Consider the following 16,932-nt stretch of genomic DNA (forward strand, 5'->3'; position numbering starts at 1 on the left):
TGGCCCGATGTGGGCCCCCGATCTTCGAGGCTCGCCCCAAGGTGGCTGCGTATAGCCGTGGAGCCGACCGCTCTGGCCACCGCGGTTCTGACCTTGTGCCCCTGGGCCCACCCTCGCGGGTGCGCGGCGGCGGACGGCGCGCCGAGCGGGACGAAGGCAAGAGCGTGGGCGCGGCCGGACGTCGGCCGCGCGCTCGGCGGAGCGTGAGCGACGCCGGGTGTCTTGATGAAGTAGAGAAAGTTCTACCGCACTGGTGGCCGCTGCTGGTTGTCCTGTCTCGGTTGATGGTTGACAGTGTGGCTTCACCTGATACTTGACACCGCTTGCTCAACTTGACTTGGCTGTGTGCGTCTGATTCGGGTGACGACGCCCGGACAGGCTGCCTGACTCGTTGCCGACGCGGCGAGCGCCGACGACAGATCCAGGGTTACGCTCGCGCAATGCCGCTTCGCCAGTACGTCTACTTCGCGCTGATCAGCAGCCGCACAACCGCGCAAGAGATCACCGCGTGGTTGGGCATCGAGCCCGACGAGACGACCGTGCGTGGAAGCCGCAGGGCCGATTCGCCGACTCTGCCGGTCACCCATCGTTGGAAGGTCGTGTGCCGTGAGCCTGGCCTGTCGGTTGACGAGCTAGTCGCGCGGCTCCTGGACAGACTCCGCCCGCACACGGATCGCATCGCCGAACTTGCGGCGAGGTTGGCGGCTGAGGATGAGGAATATGGCAGTGCCGTGCTGGAAGTCGTGCGCTACTTCAACGACGACGAGGTCACTCACGGAGCCGCCGCGTCGGCTCAACCCAACCTGTTCGGCTGGCACCTGGACCCTGACGTGCTGAGATTTCTCGCCGCCACCGGCGCAGCGCTGGATGTCGACGAGTACGACATGACCCCGGACTGACTGCCTCCCGGGGGACGGACAACCCTCTCCGAGGGTATCTGAGGGTGACATTTCACCTGACGAGTTAGTCAGCTGCGATGTCTAGGCCAGACGTCAAGCGCCACCTGACGCCAATCCGTCAGGCATCAACTGAACCTAGACAGGCGTCCGCTGCTCGTGTCCTGCCACCGTTCGGGAGCCTCTACCCTTTCCGAATGCTGGTTCGCGTTGCCGCCTACGTGCGGCGGAGACCTGGCCTGGCCGCGGCCTGGTGCCTGATGCTGCTTGTTGTGCCCGGCCTTACCTGGTACGCCACTCGACCTGTTGCACCGCCCTGCATCTTGTCCGTCTCGGGACCGGGGGCTTGGGAAAACGGCCAGCACGGCCAACTGACTGACTCGGCGCAGCGACTGGTGGATCAGCAGTACCAGGAGTCCTTGGCATCCGGACGCTGCAAGGCGCCCGCTGCCCGGTGGCGCCATTGGGTGGACTGATCGGGGGCGACGGGCTAGTGCGCCATTCAGTGGCCGACGATCTTCCCGGTGGAGACGGCTTCGGCGTCCTAGAAGTCAAAAGATCAAGGCCCAGGTTTCCGGACTCATACCGTACGACCTGGGCCTTTGCCATGCGCTGGGGCTGGTGGGCGTGGACGGTTTCGAACCGCCGACATCTGCCTTGTAAGCCTGGTGGTCCGGGTCGTCGAGGGTCTGCAGATCGGAACGGCTGTGAAGAGCCCCCAGCTCAGGCGGCGATCTCGACCGCGACGAACCGCCGTTGCCCGTGGCTGACCGCCTGATGTGGCACGGCTGTGGCACGCGGCCCGTCCGGGCGCCGGCACGCCCGGAGCTGGCCAACACGCCAGAATCTCGTCGCACTCCTCGCCTTGACCAAGAACAATTCCGGTCATGGGAACGGACATACACGGGTTCATAGAGTGCCGCTGGGATCGCTGGCTGGACGAGGACGACCGCATCTGGTCCAGGGCCATTGACCTCGCGCATCTCTACAACGGGCGCTCCTACGTTGCCTTCGGGTCCCTGTTCGGTGTCCGCGACACCACCTCCTTCCGCCCACTCGCCGATCACCGCGGCCTGCCTTCCGACGCGTCGCGCGAGGCCCTCGCCGACTTCGAGTCCTTGGGCTCGTGCGCATCCGGCGCGTCCTGGATCACCTGGGCGGAGCTGGAGGCCGCGAACTGGGAGGAGATCGCGAACGAGGTCGATGACTGCGTTCACGAGTACCGCCGGAACCCCGACGGGACCTGGGAGATGCACGGCCGGAACTCCGGCCTTACCCGCTTCGCCGAGCTCTCCGGCTTTACAGACCACGACGCTCTGTACCACGCGGGCAGGATCTGCGCTGAGGGCACCGAGTGGCCGGACGGCGACCGCCTCTTCCGCATCGGACGACTCCGCCGCAAGGATGCTGTGCCGGACAGGGACTGGGCGCCCGTCTGGTCAGTGATGCGCACGCTGGCGACCCTGCACGGCGACGACAGCGTTCGCCTGGTCGTCTGGTTCGACGCCTGACGAACCTGGCTTGAGCTTGGTGGCCGGCTGCGTCGAAAAGTTGGGCTGACGGCGATGAGACTGAGCACCGCTTCACAAGTTCATTCTCGGTTACCTGTGTGTTGCCGCGCCCCCACTCCAAGGGCTCAAGGCAGTCCACCTGTTACCGCCACGGTCCCCATGCGTACGGCTCTGTTGCCGTCAGCTTCTGCCGTCAGGATCCGAGCGTGCTGGGTCACGCGCGGGGGGAAATAGGGCGGTGTTAACAGTTTCTTGTACGGCTCGCTTCCGGGCACCAAAGTACTTCTTCGGCTGGCGACTCAGCTTGGCGACCGCCATCGCGACCCACTCGGGATCGCCCATGTGTGCGGTCTTGCGGGATTCGGCGATGTGGCTCAGGAAGTCCCATAGCACCGCTATGTCATGTCGGCGGTACTTGCGAGCATGGTGAGTGAACTCAGCGCTCCAGGGTTCGTACGGGTGACGCAGGGTGCCACCGACACTGGGGGGCTGCCCCAGTCCGGGGGGAATCGATGCCCCCAGCAGGCTCAGGACTGCTGCAGTCCGCCGCAATCTCTTGGAATGCGAGGACCGCGAGGGTTCGACCGACAGGTTCCATTCCAGGATCCGGCCCCACGGGATGGCAGGCTGCTCAGCCCCGTTGACCCAATGAACCAGCCCCTCAGGGCTGAACCGCAGGTGATCGCGAGCTGGATCGCCGATGATCCATTCACCGTTGAAAAACTCAAGCGGCCCCAGCTGATCAGCCACCGTGTGCCTATCCTCCCGGTCGCGGCGCCAAAGCAGCACCCCTCACCTGGGAGCATACGGCGACCTCGACGGGGAGCGGGGGGCGGGCCCTGGGCGCGAGCCGAGCCTGATTCAGACGGTTCCAGATGCGCCGAGACCTGAGCTTGGGAATCACCGCTCGTCGGTGCGCACGTGTGGTCGTGACCTGGGCAGATGGCCCGCTGCTGCCCCTGTAGGAGGGCCATGCGCTGCCCGGCGTTGACCGTGGTTCGCCGCTCGATCTGGCACGCATCTGGCACGACAGCAGTCAGACGAGACGCCAAGACCAGCACCACGGAATCCATTGGCCAACGGGCCTCTCTTCGTGCCCGCCAGCGCGCTTGATGACTACTTGCTGGTCCTGGACGACGTGCACTTGATCGCCGGGAGCGAGCATCAGGGGGCGGTCCAGCTCGTAGATCACATCTGGATCGAACCGCAGCTCGTTCACGAGCAATGCTCGATCCGCCGTCACCGGGTCACCCTGAAGCCTCATAGGGACAGGATGAATCATCCGGCCCTCGTGAGCACGGCCTTGTAAGTTCGATTGGGGTCCGGGGATCGCCGACCGAGTCGGGTTCCCAGCAGCCAACCTGATCCGGGGGCGTTCGTGGCCGTTGAGTCACTTCCCCCCATCGAGTGGGCGGGACGGGCCACTGCTGCATTTGGCATCCACACACGTCGCACTGCATGGACCGATCTTGACACGGGCCGGCCTTCCGAACGGCAAGTCCCCCTGCCCGGCGGCAAGAGACCAGTTCTTCCGGAAATGGTGAGCCAGGGCTCCCACCTGCGCCAACGCAACCCGCCAGGCTTCTGGCCTGCGCCAGCACCGCGATCGGTTGTCATCGGCTGTCAGCGTTGGTCCGCCACGGACGGCCCAGAGACGGCCCGGGCTCTTCGCCTGGACTCGGTTGCGGGCGTTCTTTGCTGTTCAGCCGAGATCTTGGAAGAACTGGGCCACGTCGAATTGGCGATGGTGCGCGCGAGGTCCAACGGCGTGCGCCCGTGAGCGTTCGGCCTGTGAGGGTCGGCTCCGTGTGCCCGAAGCAACGCGATCACATCGCCGCGTCCTTGGCTGTTGAATACAGCGGTCCACAGCGGCGTGTTGCCGTACCTGTTCTCCTGGTCCACGGAGGCCCCGTGGGAGAGCAGCATTCTCATCGCCTCGATGCCTGACTCTTGCGCGGCAAGATGCAGCGGAGTGAATCCCCGGTCTTCCTGGGGAGAGGGATGGGCACCGCGGGCAGCTCGATCGCGCCGGCGTCGTTCACCGAGGCGGCGTGATGCAGAGGCGTCCTGCCTTGAGGATCCGGATCGGCGTTGGGCATGGCGACACGGCCCGTAGCAGCGTCGTGGTCGCAACACCGCAGGCCGCCGAGCTGGCAGCGGTGCTCACCGCGGCGGGCGCCTCGGTCGAGCCGGAGGGCTCGGGGGGGGCACCGAGAAGCTCGCCGTGACCGGGCTCCCGGCGGACCGGATCGGCGCGCTCGCCTTCGAGAACCGCATCCGGCTGGACGAACTGACCACCCGTACCGCCTCACTGGAGGCGGCCTTGGACGACCCCACAACAGACCTGGTGATCAGCGAACTGCACCACCGGGATATCCCGCACGTGCGGTTCGACTCCCGTCTGAGCCTCTGTCTTCACACACCGATGATCACCGGTGGCCGCACCCATTCCCGAACCAGCCCCAGAGCCTCCGCAAAGTGCGTGATGCCTGGTTCTGAGAGGATCCTGGCGTGTTCAACTTCGGGATCGAAAGCTACCGGCCTCAATGGCTGAACGGTCGCTCCGCGGTCGTGGCAGGACACGGCCAGCAACTGCGTGCGCTCATCGGCCGTCGGTTGACCCATGTCTGGCTGGTCTGGGACGTTCAGGACAACGAGTGGTTCTCCGACTGCCCCGTCCTGCTCGACCTCACCGGAGAACAGGTTGAGATCAACCACCAGAAGTTCGACGACCTATCGATCACGTGGAACACGATCGACCCCCACCAACCGCTCCTGTGGCCCGACTTCGATCTACAGTGGCACCACGACGTGCACGCCGAACTGCAGAACCTCCAGGGCCAGATCCTCCAGGACGTAGAGCTCCTGGAATGGACCGGGAGCGACATGGCCCAGGGCGCAGTCGCCGTCAGCTTCCGCTTCCCCGACAATCAGCTGACCATCGCCAACGCCCTCGACGAGAATGGGCTGACCTTCGGGCCACCGGAATCGCGCTACCAGCGTCACGCACTGCGCTAAACGCCCGGCCTGGAACCAGGCACACTTACGCGTGCCGAGGCCCGGGAACCAGCCCCAACCGGCAGATCGCGATCTACGGCTGGAGCAGGAGGCCCTGAGTTCGGCGCGGGCCGCACGACCGTGTCGTAGTCGGGCGGCCCGGTTCAGGAGGCGGGGTGGCAGGATGACGCAATGTCCGGCTCTCTGCACGAACCTTGGCTGCGCGGCATCGCCTTCAATCCGGCAGCGCCCTCCGAGGTGCTGGTACGCCTGTTGGATCCAGCGGCCGGTGACACCGGCCTCCTGATGTGCGAGGGCCGTGACCTGCCCGACGCCGTCATCGACGCTGCCCTTCGCCATCCGTCAGGGATAGTAGACGGTGGTCTCAGCGGCTTCCGGGTGCTCGCGGGACAGCAGGATCTCCAGGGCCAGCGACTCCCATTCGGGCCACACTTTGTCATCGTCCCAGGTGCGGCGGTGTCGACCGACGAGGCACGCCTTGTCCAAGTGCACCTGGAACTGCACGATGTCGCTGGACTGGAAGGCGGCTAATACTGCAACGGTGCAGGCGTTGCCGCTCTGCGAGGGCCTCGGCGATCTCCTGCCGGCGCCGGTACCGTCGGGGGGTGGCGTGGCCGAGGGGTTCGGCGAGCTGCCGGCTGTTCTTGCAGGCCACCGGGGCGAACAGTCCGCACACGTAGTCCCACATGCGGCGGCGTGGTTCGACGCGGCTGAAGTGGTGCCCGATGGTGGTGAAGAGTGGGTGGGTCGCGGTCCCAGGTCTCGGCTGCCTGTTCGGTGATCACGACGCGAGACTTCCCCGGCCCGGGACGACTTTGCCGTCGTGGGCACTCCGTCGAGGGGCGAGCGGGCAGAAGCCGTCCGTGAGGCATCCTGCCCGCTGCACTCCCACCACTCGACGTTTCCCCAGGTCAAGCCACGAAGTACTGCTGGAGTACCACGTCGTGGCCGACAATTCCGATGCCCAGGGTGGGGCAGGGAACTCGTCGTCATGTGAAAGGCCCGTCACTGTCTCTGCTCCGGAGTCAGGACGTGTCGGGTCCGGTCCCCGATCCAGGCCGCTTCGAGGATCGCGGTCAGACTGGCGGTGTCGGTCGGGCCTGGATGGTTCTGGATCAAGCGGGTGACGCCACTGGCCATCTCCGCGAAGCGCGGGAGGTCGGCGCGTGCCACGCCGATGTCCGCCAAGGTGGCAGGGATGCCGATGTCGGCAAGGAGCCCGTCGAGCCAGGTGAGGAACGTATCTGCGGCCTCGGCATCCGAGGCGTCGGTCACGTCGAGCCCGCACACCCCGGCGAGGATGGTCAACCGGTCGCCGATGGCATCCCTGGCCGCGTCCAGCGCGTAGGGCAGCAGCAGCCCGACGCCCAGGCCGTGCGGTGTGTGGGTGGCTGCGCCGATGGGGTACTGGAGGGCGTGCGGAGCCGCGTTGCCTGCGTGGGAAAATGCGATCCCGGCCAGCATGGACCCATAGGACATGTCCGCGCGCGCGTCCTTGTCGCCTCCGTCCCTGACGACATGGGGCAAGCTGCGGGCGATCCGCTTCGCGGCCAGGAGCGCGTAGTGATCGGTGATCGGGTTGCGGCCGAGGAAGACCTGCTCCACCGGGTCGCGCGGTCCGTGGGTCCGGGGTCGCGCGGTATAGCTCTCCACCGCGTGACAGAACGCGTCGATGCCGGAGTGGGCAGTGACGGTCGCAGGGCAGGAGTAGGTGAGCTCGGGGTCGACGATGGCGAAGTCGGGCACGATGTGGACGCTGGAGACCCCCACCTTCAGCTCGCGGTCCGGGTCGGTCAGCACCGAGACGGGCGTGAGCTCGGAGCCGGTGCCTGACGTCGTCGGGACCGCGACGAGAGGAATCGTCGGCCCCGGCACCTTCGACTCGCCGTAGAAGTCGCGCGGCGTCCCACCGTGGCGCCGGATGACGCCGACGATTTTGGCGAGGTCGATCACCGTGCCACCCCCGATGGCGAGGATCACGTCGGCGGCCACCTCTGCGGCGACCGAGACGGCCAGGGCCACATCGGCGAGCGGCACGTCCGGAGTCGCGTCGGCGAACACCCCGACGACTTCGACCTTCTCCCGCACGGCGGCCACGATCTCGGCCACGCCCGGCTGCCCCAGAAGAACCCGGTCGGTCACGACGAGGACTCGCGAGCCACACTCGGCCACCACTCGTGGGATGTTCTGCGCGACCCCTTCGCCCACCATCAGCTGGCGTGGTCCGCGGACGGTCTCAAGCATGTCGGTGCCTCTCTGGAACCTCGGCGGTGATGGGCTGGGCGGACGTCCAGTTCACCTGCGGGACCGGGACGGCGTCGGCTGCCGGGTGGCGCAGGCGCGCGCCGGGCTCCCGGACTCGGTCGTGCCCGGGCGCCCTCGGGTCCATGGCGATGAAGACGTCGTCCCTGGTGGACGGGTCAGTCGGGTCGAGGGTCCCGCGGACATCGTCGCCAAGGGCGGTACGAGTCGAGGTCGCGACCATTACCACGATCATGAGCCCGAGGGCGTGGCCTTCGGGACCGCCGAGAGGGCTGATCGCCCCATCCACCGCCGCGGCCGCGTCTGTGGCGCGCACACCGGCGGAGTCGACGGCGTCCCCGGGTGCCGGCGGATTCGTGCCGACCATGGCCCGCGTCCCGCCCCACGGGTGGAGACCGGTCAGGTCATGTGTGCACAGGGCGCGGTGATCCTCAGAGGGCACCTGCAGCAGTAAACCGGTCACGGTAGGTCGATCGCCGCGTAGGTGACGTCGAGGTACTCAAGGATGCCCTCGTGCGACCCCTCCTTGCCGATCCCGGACTGCTTCACGCCTCCGAACGGAGCTGACGGGTCCGAGATCAGACCACGGTTGACGCCGACCATCCCCGTCTCCAACCCCTCGGTGAACCGGAGCGCCCGCTGGAGGTCGCGGGTGAAGACGTATCCGGCCAGGCCGTGCTCGGTGTCGTTGGCCTTCGCCATTACCTCGTCGTCGGACGTGAACGAGATGATCGGCGCCACCGGGCCGAAGATTTCCGCCTGCAGTATCCGCGCGTCTTCGGGCACGTCGACCAGCACCGTGGGCGGGTAGAAGTGGCCCGGCCCATCCGGACGCTCGCCGCCCACCACGACACGGGCGCCGCGATCGACCGCGTCGGCGACGAGCTCGTCGATCTCGGTGACCGAGGCCTCGTCGATCAACGCCCCGACGTCCACGCCGTCGTCGAGACCATGGCCCACCGAGAGCGCGCCCATCCGCTCGGCGAACCGCGCCGTGAACTCCTCGCGCACCGGCTCCTCGACGTAGATTCGGTTCGCCGCGATGCAGGACTCCCCGATGTTGCGCATCTTGGCCACCATGGCACCGTCGACCGCGACGTCCAGGTCCGCGTCGGCACACACGATCAAGGCCGCGTTGCCGCCCAGTTCCATGGAGGTGCGCAGCACGTTGTCCGCCGCCTGCCGTAGCAGCACGCGCCCGACCTCGGTCGACCCGGTGAACGAAAGCTTGCGGGTCCGACGGTCGGCCAGCAGTGCTGAGACCACCTCGCCGGAACGCTCGGTTGTCACGACGTTGACGACGCCCGGGGGAACGCCGACCTCCTCCATGATGCGGGCCAGGAACAGCATGGTCAGTGGCGTCCGGGCTGCCGGCTTGGTGATCGTCGTGCATCCCGCCGCCAGCGCAGGAGCGATCTTGCGGGCACCCATGGCCAACGGAAAGTTCCAGGGCGTCACGAAGACGCACGGTCCGACCGGCTTCGGCACGGTGAGGATGCGATATCCACCAGCGGGAGCGGCGTTGTAGCGCCCCTCGACGCGCACCGCCTCCTCGGCGAACCAACGGAAGAACTCGGCGCCGTAGGCCACCTCTCCCCGAGCCTCGGCGAGCGGCTTGCCCATCTCGAGCGTTATCAGCCGGGCGACCTCCTCGGATCGCCCGGTCAGTGCCCGGTACGTCGCGGTCAACAACTCCGACCGCTTTCGCGGCGGGGTCGCCGCCCACTGCGCCATTGCCTTGCTCGCCGCGTCCAGAGCGGCGAGCCCGTCGACGACGCCGGCGTCCGCCACCTCGGCGATGGTCTTGCCGGTGGCCGGGTCCTCGACGGCAAAGGTGGCTCCGCCGGCGGCGTCGCGCCAGGCGTCGCCGATCCGGAGCCGCCGGTGCTCGGGGGGCAGGGCGTTCATCGGGTCACTCATGGCGTCGCCTCCTGTGATGTTCTGGGTGATGTCCGGCGTGACCGCAGCGATCGCGCCACGCGCGTTGACGAACGGGGTTGTACGACCTGGTCGGGGTCGAGGTTGCCGAGCGGGTCGAACGTGGCCTTGGCCCTGCAGCCAGGACCCGCAGGGCGACGCCCCGCGCCACCGATCGCCTTCTCGGACCATGGCTGCTTCAGCGTCGTCAGGCCGTGCTCACCGGTGACGGCACCCGAAGCTCGATCGCCATGTGCGGGCGCATGGTGGGGTCGCCCTGCGCGGTTACCTCCCGGCCTCGGACAGCGCCAGCCCGGTGCCCGCATCGAACAGGTGCGCGCGGTCCAGGTCGACCGTGACAAGCAGCCGTTCGCCCGGCGTACCCGTGACGGTGGGTCGTGCCTTGACCTTGAGGATCTCCGTCCCCACTCGGACGTCGACCACCGTTCGGTCACCGAGCGGCTCAAGGCCGTAGAGCTCACCCGACAACGACGCGTCCCCACGCTGCTCGATGGACAAGTCTTCCGCCCGCAGGCCCAGGAGTAGCGGACGACCGTCTTCAGCCGTGGTCCAGCGGGGCCGCGGCAGCGTCCAGCCTTCCGTCCCGACCAGACGATCCCCCTCGGCGCGGCAGGGCAGGAGGCTGATCGACGGGCTCCCGACGAAGCCTGCGACCCACTGGTTGGCTGGTCGCTCGTACACCTCGGTCGGCGTTCCGACCTGTTGCACCTTCCCCTCCTTGAGGACCGCCACCTGGTCGGCCATGGACAGGGCCTCGACCTGGTCGTTGGTCACGTGGACGAAGGTGCCCCCGAGACTCCGGTGGATGCGGGTGAGCTCGGTGCGCATCTCGACGCGGAGCTTGAGGTCGAGGTTCGTCAGCGGCTCGTCCATGAGAAACGCGCGCGGGCGACGGACCAGCGCCCGCGCCAGCGCGACACGCTGCATCTCACCGCCCGACAGCTGCGCGGGACGACGCTGCAGCAGACGTTCGATGTGCAGCAGGCTCGACATCCGCTCGACGGCAGCGGCGATCTCGCTCGGAGAACAGCGGCGTGCCCGCAGCGGCGAAGCGATGTTCTCGTACGCCGTGAGTCGCGGGTAGAGGGCGTAGCTCTGGAAGACCATGGCCAGGTCGCGTGCGGCCGGGGAGTCACCGGTCGCGTCCCTGCCGTCCAGATGCACCGACCCGGCGTCGAGCCTCTCAAGGCCGGCGATCGCTCGCAGGGTCGTCGTCTTGCCTGCCCCGGAGGGCCCGAGCACGACGAAGAACGAGCCGTCCGGCACGTCCAGCGTCACCCCGTCCAGGGCCTGGACCTTGCCGAAGGACTTGCGCAGCCCGTGCACTGCCACGGTTCCCATCAGGCCACCAGCTCTTCCGTGCGCACGTCGTAGATTGGCGGGGGCCCGCCGGTGTGCCGCAGCCCGACCGGCGCGTCAGCGGCGAAACGGACCGTCGGCGGCATCCGAACCCGTACGTCCCGCCGGCCGCCGTGGTCGACCACGCAGATGATTTCGTCTCCCAGCCACTCCGCCGAGACCACGCGGGCCGGGGCCGAACGCTCCGCCCCTGGTTCCGTGACCTCCAGCGCCTCCGGCCGGACGCCTGCGACCAGGCGACGGTCGCGCGGCAGGCCTGGCGGTGGCGTGAGGACCAGTCCGCCCTGACTGCGCAGCTTCCCGTCGGCCAGCTCCACCTCCATCAGGTTCATCGGCGGGGAGCCGATGAACGCGGCACAGAAGAGACTCGCCGGACGGTCGTAGACCTCCAGCGGCGTGCCGATCTGCTCGACGCGGCCCTTGTTGAGGATGGCGATTCTGTGGCCGAGCGACATCGCCTCGACTTGGTCGTGGGTGACGTAGACCATCGTCGTCCCCAGTTCCCCCTGCAGGTGCTTGATCTCCGTGCGCATGTCCGCCCTCAGTTCCGCGTCCAGATTGGTGAGGGGTTCGTCCATGAGGAAGGCGCGCGGTCGTCGCACCAGGGCGCGAGCAAGCGCGACGCGCTGCTGCTCCCCGCCGGACAGCCGGTGCGGTCGCCGGTCCAGGAGCGGACCGAGCCGCATCAGCCGGGCGGCCTCGTCGACCCGCTCGCGCACCTCCGCCTTGGGCAGACCCTCGGCCCGCAGCGGGAACGCCAGGTTGTCGCGGGTTCTCAGATGCGGGTAGAGAGCGTAGAACTGGAACACCATGGCGATGTCGCGCTCTGCCGGCGGCAGGTCGTTGACCAGCGTGTCGCCGATGCGGATGTCGCCCGTCGTCTGCCGCTCCAGGCCGGCTATGGCCCGCAGCGTGGTCGTCTTGCCGCAGCCCGAAGGGCCGAGCATCACGAACAGCTCGCCGTCGTCGATGGACAGGTCCACGTGCTCGACCGCGACCGTCCCGTCCGGGTAGCGCTTGTGCAGGGTGGTCACCTCGATGCCCGCCATCAGCGTCGCACCGCCCCGAGCGTCACACCGGCGACGAGGTGCTTGCGCACCAGGTAGGCGAAGACAAGCACCGGTAGGGCGAACACCAGGGAGGCGGCGGCCACGAGACCCCAGTCCACGGTGGTTCCGCCGATGAGGCCGGCGATGGCGGGTGGGGCCGTCCGTACGTCGTCGCTGGAGGTGAGGAAGATGGCGAACACGAACTCGTTCCACGAGAAGATGAGTGCGAAGACCGCCGTCGCGGCGATGCCGGGCAGGAGCAGGGGAAGGGTGAAGCGCCGGAACGCCTGCAAGCGGGTGTAGCCGTCGAGCATGGCGGCATCCTCGTATTCTGCGGGCACCTCGTCGACGAACCCCTTCATCATCCAGATCGTGAACGGGACGTTGAAGGCGGCGTAGATGAGGATCAGGCCGAGCTTGCTGTCGATGAGCCCGACTTCGCGGTACATGAGGAAGATCGGGATCACGACCACCACAGGCGGCATGAAGCGGGTGGACAGGATGAAGAACAGTTGGTCCTTCTTGGCCTTCACGGCGAAGCGCGAGTAGGCCCAGGCCGCCGGGACCCCCAGCACGGTGGCCAGCACCGTGGAGGCCCCGGCGACAAGGAGGGAGTTGAGGAACGCGACGGACAACTCCGAGCGACCGCCGCCGGGGGCGACGAACACGTCCTTGAAATGGTCCATGGTGACCGTGAAGTGGAAGAACTTGGCCGGGACGGCGTAGACGTCCCGGTTCTCCTTGATGGACGTCTCGATCATCCACAGCACCGGAAAGAGCATCACGACGGCCAGCGCGCTCAGCAGCGCGACCTCCAGCACGGAGCGACCCCGGCCGCCGAAGCGACGCGCGGCGGGCGTGTGATCCTGGACAGGGCCTGTGGACACGGCCTCGTCGACGGAGACGGCCATCAGTCCTCCTTGAGCTTGTTCAAGTAGCGCAGGTAGAGCTGCGTGAGGACGATGACGACGAGGACCATGAGGATCCCGTACGCCGAGGCGGTTCCGGTGTTGAAGCCCAGGAACGCGACCTTGTAGACGTGGAACGACAACGTCTCGGTGGAGACCCCCGGACCGCCGCTGGTGAGGATGTAGACGAGGTCGAACAGCCGGAAGGCCTCGATGGCCCTGAACAGCACAGCGATGAGGAGCAGCGGCCACACCAGCGGAAGAGTGATGGTGCGGAACCGGAACCACTCGGACGCCCGGTCGATCGAGGCGGCCTCGTACAGGTACTTGGGGACCGCGGTGAGGCCCGCGAGTGCGATGAGCATGATGAACGGCGTCCATTGCCAGGTGTCGACCACGATCAGGGAGATCAATGCCGTTCGCTGCTGGGTGAGCCACTCCACCTGCCCCAGGCCGAGCGAGTCGAGCATGCTGTTGATCACGCCGAACTGCGCGTCGAGCATGAATCGCCAGAACAGCCCGACCACGACCGGCGACAGCATCATCGGGACCAGGAACGCAGTGGTCAGCAGTCCTCGCCCGTGCGTGCGCCGTGAGATCAGGTAGGCGATGGAGAAGCCGAGCACGGTCTGCAGGGTGACCGCGCCGACCACGTAGATCAACGTCGTCAAGGCCCTCGTGTGGACCTGCGCCGAAGTCAGGATGGCGGTGTAGTTCTCGAACCAGACGAAATGGGCCGGCCCCCCGCGGGTGGCCGAGTAGTCGGTGAAAGACAGGTACAACGCCCACAGCAACGGGAACACCGACATCGCGAGCAGCAGCAGAAGCGCGGGGGAGATGAAGGCCACGGCGAGCCCGCGGTCACTCAAGCGGCGGGACCGACCCGGTGCAGGCGGCGTCGCGGACGCCACCTGCTCGGGGTGGTCGGTCGTCAGCGAGGCGGGGTCACTCACAGTCCGCCGCCGCCCTTGCCGCTGCCGGAGTCGAGCACGCTCTGCTGCTCCTTGGCGATGTCGTCGAGCGCGTCCTTCGGCTTTTTCGTGCCGTTGAGAGCCGCGTTCACGTTGGTGTTCTCGATGTCGACGAGGCGCGCGTACTCGGGCACGTTCCACATGTCCCGCATCCGCGGAACCGAGTCGGCGTACACCTGGTTGAACGGCCCGGCATTGAGGAACTCGGGCGACTGCAGGGCGTCCGTACGCGCGGGCACGCCACCGGCCGCGGCCCACTTCTTCTGGATGTCAGCCCGCTCGAACCACTTCATGAAGTTCAGGGCCTCCGCCTGGTTCGCTTCGGCGGAGTAGGCCGACACGTGCATCCCCATGCCGCCGAGAGGCACCAGGTTCGTCTTCTGGCTCGGCAGGGTGGCAAAACCGAGCTTGTCGAGGATCTGCTCCCGCGTGGTGCCGAGCGTCGACTGCTTCGGGTCGAGCAGGCCGCCGCTCGCGGCGATCCAGTTGAACGCGATGCATGCCTTGCCCTGGGCGACCGCCGCGTTCACCTCGTCGATGAACCAGTTGCCGGAGCCCTTGGCGGTCAGCGGCTTCATCTTGTTGACCAGGACGTCCATCGCCTCCTGGCCCGCAGCGTCGTTGAGGACGCCCTCGATCTTGTGCTTCTTGGCATCCCAGAGGTTGCCGCCGTAAACGCCGTTGACCGTGTTGTAGGTCACGGCCGCGGCGTCGGAGCCGTTGGCCTGGTGGAAAGCCAGCCCGCTGACACCAGGGTTGTCCGCCTGGCACTTCTCGGCGACTGAGATCATCTCGTCCCAGGTCTGCGGTGGCTTGTCCTCGATCAGATCCTTGCGATAGATCATCGTCCAGGTGTCGCCGAGCAGCGGCAGTCCGTACAGGCTGGCGTTCTCGTCGCGCTTCCCGGTCTCCGCCTGCGGGAACTGGCCGTAGGCCGCCAGGAGGTACGGGTTGTAGGCCTTGACGTCGATGTTCTTCTTGACGAAGTCGGTGATGTCGAGGATGTTGCCGTTCGTCACGGCCTCACCGATGTGCTGCGAGTCCAGGATCGGGATGTCGAAGTCGGTCTTGTGCGCTGCGAACTGGGTGAACATCGCGTCGTGCCAGTTCGCGTTCGGCACGGTGTTGACCTTGATGGTCACGTTCGGCCGCTCTTTGGTGTACTCCGCGTTCGCGAAGGCTTCCAGAGCGTGAGCGGGGGGCCAGTCGAACCAGATGAAGCTGAGGGTCAGCGGGTCCTTGGTGAGCTCCGGGATGGTCGCCGGCGCCTTGGGCGCGCTCGAATCCGCGCCGTCGTCCTGCCCGCAAGCCGCCATGGTCGCGGCCACTAGTACGGCCGCCGTCGCCAGCTGCGCCGTTCGACCGGAAACGGACAGTCGTCTTATTCGCTCTGGATGCCGCATCTTCCTGCCTGCCTTCTGGGTGAGGAGCTCTGGAGCCTTCCTGCGTGCTTCGCCGAGCAGTTGCGGGGGGATGTTCAGGCGGGTCGACGGCTGCCGCAAGCGCTGACCCGCAGACCGGCGTCACGAGTACGCCGCGAGGTATTGGGGCTTCAAGCAGTCGACAGGTCCTTCGGCACTTGTGCGGCCCGGCGGCGAACCGAGTAGGACATCGAGCATGCTCATAGGAGCTCCAACTGATCGAAGCGGAGCGATGGCGGGCGGTTCCGCGACGGGTGGACGGGTGAAGGAGGGCTGGCGTCCGTCACCTTTCCTATACGATCTGAAGGGGAGCATCAACATCCCGCAGCATTGCGACCGATGTCAACAGGTTCGCGAAGACGTAAGAAAGGACCTCACGTCACGATGGACGACGAAGCGATGATCGCGAGGGGCCGGGGGGCCATGACGGGCGGAACACCGCCGGGAAGATCTCGTGGCCGGCTTGCCGACGAGGTGTACGACACGCTGCTCGGACAGCTGATGTCGCTACGGATCGAGCCTGGTTCCCGCGTCACGATCGACGTCCTGGCGCGAGAGCTGGGGGTCTCGCAGACGCCGATCCGAGACGCTCTGAACCGCATGGAGGCCGAGGGCCTGGTCGTGCGTGTGCCCCATGCCGGGTATCACATTCCCCCCCAGATCACCCGTCAGCGATTCGAGGACATGCTCGAGCTCCGTCTGCTCCTCGAGCCGGCGGCGGCGCGCAGATCCGCCGAACTCGCATCATTGCAGCAGGTGGCCGGCCTGCGGCGACTGCTGGAGGAGATGGCGGAGCTGGAGGGGGGCACCGGGCTCATGGCGTATGGCGCCTTCGGGCTCCGCGACGCCGCTTTTCACGATCTCGTCGCCCTGAGCGCGGAGAACCAGCTCATCCGCGAAGCGCTCGCTCGCCTGCACGCGCACGTGCACCTGTTCCGGCTTCTCCACGACACCCAGGTCACTCACTTGGCGATGGCCGAGCACGAAGAAGTTGTGGCCGCGATCGCCGCGCGTGACCCCGACGCCGCCGCCTACGCCATGCGTCGGCACATCCTGCTGTCCGGCGAGCGGTTCCGGCGATTGTTCGACGAGATCAAGGGTTCGGACGGTATGGCGTAAAGGCTTGACGGGCGGGCTGGGCCGAGGAATGCTGACGCAATTGGATCGGATCGGATTGGATTGGATCGACGTCACCCGCCTCAGATGCGAGGAGAAGCAGGTGCCCAGAGCGCTGCTCCTGACCGGCGACGCCGCCGAGGAACTCGACACCATGTATCCCTACTATCGCGTTCAGGAGGGCGGCTGGGACGTCGACGTCTCGTCACGGACGATGCGTGACATTCAGCTGGTCATCCACGAGTTCGACCCCGACTCCGACGCCTACGTGGAGAAGAACGGCCGAAAGCTCCCGGTCGACGTGCCCTGGGCCGAGGTCGACGTCGAGCGCTATGACGCCCTCATCATCCCCGGCGGACGCGCCCCCGAGTGGATCCGGGTCGACGCCGACGTCAGGCGCATCACCGAGCACTTCTTCGCGCGCAACCTCCCGATCGCGCTGGTCTGCCACGGCGCGCAGGTGCCGGCTGTGTACGGACTGCT

Annotated in this window: 17 protein-coding genes; 7 read left to right on the forward strand and 10 right to left on the reverse strand. The window is 67.2% G+C overall.

The genetic code is table 11. The features are described from left to right. Positions 1-440 precede the first annotated feature (440 nt). Entirely contained in the window at positions 441-899 is a 459-nt protein-coding gene (locus B085_RS0109420) for a DUF4279 domain-containing protein (RefSeq protein WP_018558327.1), read from the forward strand. Positions 900-1,783: 884 nt separating this feature from the next. Continuing rightward, positions 1,784-2,407, forward strand: a complete 624-nt coding sequence (locus B085_RS0109425; RefSeq protein WP_018558328.1) for a hypothetical protein — start codon at positions 1,784-1,786, stop codon at positions 2,405-2,407. 180 nt (positions 2,408-2,587) lie between these two features. On the opposite strand, the gene B085_RS49220 is transcribed toward B085_RS0109425, so the two are convergent. The 3 genes from B085_RS49220 to B085_RS51865 form a co-directional block, all read right to left on the reverse strand. Further along, a complete protein-coding gene (locus B085_RS49220; protein WP_158689698.1) occupies positions 2,588-3,157 on the reverse strand; it encodes a hypothetical protein in 570 nt (189 codons plus the stop codon). Positions 3,158-3,443: 286 nt separating this feature from the next. Then, positions 3,444-3,671, reverse strand: a complete 228-nt coding sequence (locus tag B085_RS49225; RefSeq protein WP_158689699.1) for a hypothetical protein — start codon at positions 3,669-3,671, stop codon at positions 3,444-3,446. Positions 3,672-4,030: 359 nt separating this feature from the next. Beyond that, positions 4,031-4,543, reverse strand: a complete 513-nt coding sequence (locus B085_RS51865) for an ankyrin repeat domain-containing protein (protein ID WP_199789177.1) — start codon at positions 4,541-4,543, stop codon at positions 4,031-4,033. 88 nt (positions 4,544-4,631) lie between these two features. Here B085_RS51865 and B085_RS50630 point away from each other — a divergent pair, with 88 nt between their 5' ends. The 3 genes from B085_RS50630 to B085_RS48085 all read left to right on the forward strand — a co-directional run bounded on the left by B085_RS50630 (position 4,632) and on the right by B085_RS48085 (position 5,956). Then, entirely contained in the window at positions 4,632-4,961 is a 330-nt protein-coding gene (locus B085_RS50630; protein WP_234018531.1) for a hypothetical protein, read from the forward strand. After that, positions 4,919-5,425: a hypothetical protein gene (locus tag B085_RS0109435; RefSeq protein WP_018558330.1), complete on the forward strand. Its 507-nt coding sequence runs from the start codon at positions 4,919-4,921 to the stop codon at positions 5,423-5,425. Before B085_RS50630 ends, B085_RS0109435 begins: the two co-directional genes overlap by 43 nt. A 171-nt stretch (positions 5,426-5,596) precedes the next feature. Beyond that, positions 5,597-5,956 carry a hypothetical protein gene (locus B085_RS48085; protein ID WP_018558331.1) on the forward strand — a complete coding sequence of 120 codons (360 nt, stop codon included), beginning with the start codon at positions 5,597-5,599 and terminating at the stop codon, positions 5,954-5,956. Positions 5,957-6,430: 474 nt separating this feature from the next. On the opposite strand, the gene B085_RS0109445 is transcribed toward B085_RS48085, so the two are convergent. From B085_RS0109445 to B085_RS0109480, 7 genes are all read right to left on the reverse strand, one after another. After that, positions 6,431-7,669, reverse strand: coding sequence for an iron-containing alcohol dehydrogenase (locus B085_RS0109445; protein ID WP_026250846.1), 1,239 nt, complete (start codon positions 7,667-7,669; stop codon positions 6,431-6,433). A 477-nt stretch (positions 7,670-8,146) separates the two neighbouring features. Then, on the reverse strand, positions 8,147-9,607 hold the full coding sequence (locus B085_RS0109455; protein WP_018558334.1) for an NAD-dependent succinate-semialdehyde dehydrogenase: 1,461 nt from the start codon (positions 9,605-9,607) through the stop codon (positions 8,147-8,149). A gap of 282 nt (positions 9,608-9,889) precedes the next feature. After that, positions 9,890-10,951, reverse strand: coding sequence for an ABC transporter ATP-binding protein (locus B085_RS0109460; protein ID WP_234018532.1), 1,062 nt, complete (start codon positions 10,949-10,951; stop codon positions 9,890-9,892). A 14-nt stretch (positions 10,952-10,965) separates the two neighbouring features. Beyond that, a complete protein-coding gene (locus B085_RS0109465) occupies positions 10,966-12,033 on the reverse strand; it encodes an ABC transporter ATP-binding protein (RefSeq protein WP_018558336.1) in 1,068 nt (355 codons plus the stop codon). After that, a complete protein-coding gene (locus tag B085_RS0109470) occupies positions 12,033-12,944 on the reverse strand; it encodes a carbohydrate ABC transporter permease (RefSeq protein ID WP_018558337.1) in 912 nt (303 codons plus the stop codon). The genes B085_RS0109465 and B085_RS0109470 overlap by 1 nt, the downstream gene beginning before the upstream one ends. Then, a complete protein-coding gene (locus tag B085_RS0109475) occupies positions 12,944-13,810 on the reverse strand; it encodes a carbohydrate ABC transporter permease (RefSeq protein WP_199789178.1) in 867 nt (288 codons plus the stop codon). Before B085_RS0109475 ends, B085_RS0109470 begins: the two co-directional genes overlap by 1 nt. A gap of 80 nt (positions 13,811-13,890) precedes the next feature. Further along, a complete protein-coding gene (locus B085_RS0109480; RefSeq protein ID WP_199789179.1) occupies positions 13,891-15,414 on the reverse strand; it encodes an extracellular solute-binding protein in 1,524 nt (507 codons plus the stop codon). Positions 15,415-15,717: 303 nt separating this feature from the next. On the opposite strand from B085_RS0109480, the gene B085_RS0109485 reads away from it, so the two are divergent. Together B085_RS0109485 and B085_RS0109490 are read left to right on the forward strand one after the other, a co-directional pair. Then, positions 15,718-16,452 (forward strand): GntR family transcriptional regulator, encoded by a 735-nt coding sequence (locus B085_RS0109485; RefSeq protein WP_018558340.1) that lies wholly within the window; start codon positions 15,718-15,720, stop codon positions 16,450-16,452. 100 nt (positions 16,453-16,552) lie between these two features. After that, a partial coding sequence (locus tag B085_RS0109490; RefSeq protein WP_026250851.1) for a DJ-1/PfpI family protein occupies positions 16,553-16,932 on the forward strand: 380 nt, incomplete at its 3' end.

Source organism: Streptomyces sp. BoleA5 (assembly GCF_000373665.1).
In the GTDB taxonomy this organism is placed as follows: domain Bacteria; phylum Actinomycetota; class Actinomycetes; order Streptomycetales; family Streptomycetaceae; genus Actinacidiphila.

What these genes read in the sequence shown, in the direction of transcription:
- B085_RS0109420 (WP_018558327.1), top strand. Translation starts at nt 441, where the DNA reads ATGCCGCTTCGCCAGTACGTCTACTTCGCGCTGATCAGCAGCCGCACA.
- B085_RS0109425 (WP_018558328.1), top strand. Translation starts at nt 1,784, where the DNA reads ATGGGAACGGACATACACGGGTTCATAGAGTGCCGCTGGGATCGCTGG.
- B085_RS49225 (WP_158689699.1), bottom strand. Translation starts at nt 3,671, where the DNA reads ATGAGGCTTCAGGGTGACCCGGTGACGGCGGATCGAGCATTGCTCGTG.
- B085_RS48085 (WP_018558331.1), top strand. Translation starts at nt 5,597, where the DNA reads ATGTCCGGCTCTCTGCACGAACCTTGGCTGCGCGGCATCGCCTTCAAT.
- B085_RS0109445 (WP_026250846.1), bottom strand. Translation starts at nt 7,669, where the DNA reads ATGCTTGAGACCGTCCGCGGACCACGCCAGCTGATGGTGGGCGAAGGG.
- B085_RS0109455 (WP_018558334.1), bottom strand. Translation starts at nt 9,607, where the DNA reads ATGAGTGACCCGATGAACGCCCTGCCCCCCGAGCACCGGCGGCTCCGG.
- B085_RS0109465 (WP_018558336.1), bottom strand. Translation starts at nt 12,033, where the DNA reads ATGGCGGGCATCGAGGTGACCACCCTGCACAAGCGCTACCCGGACGGG.
- B085_RS0109470 (WP_018558337.1), bottom strand. Translation starts at nt 12,944, where the DNA reads ATGGCCGTCTCCGTCGACGAGGCCGTGTCCACAGGCCCTGTCCAGGAT.
- B085_RS0109485 (WP_018558340.1), top strand. Translation starts at nt 15,718, where the DNA reads ATGGACGACGAAGCGATGATCGCGAGGGGCCGGGGGGCCATGACGGGC.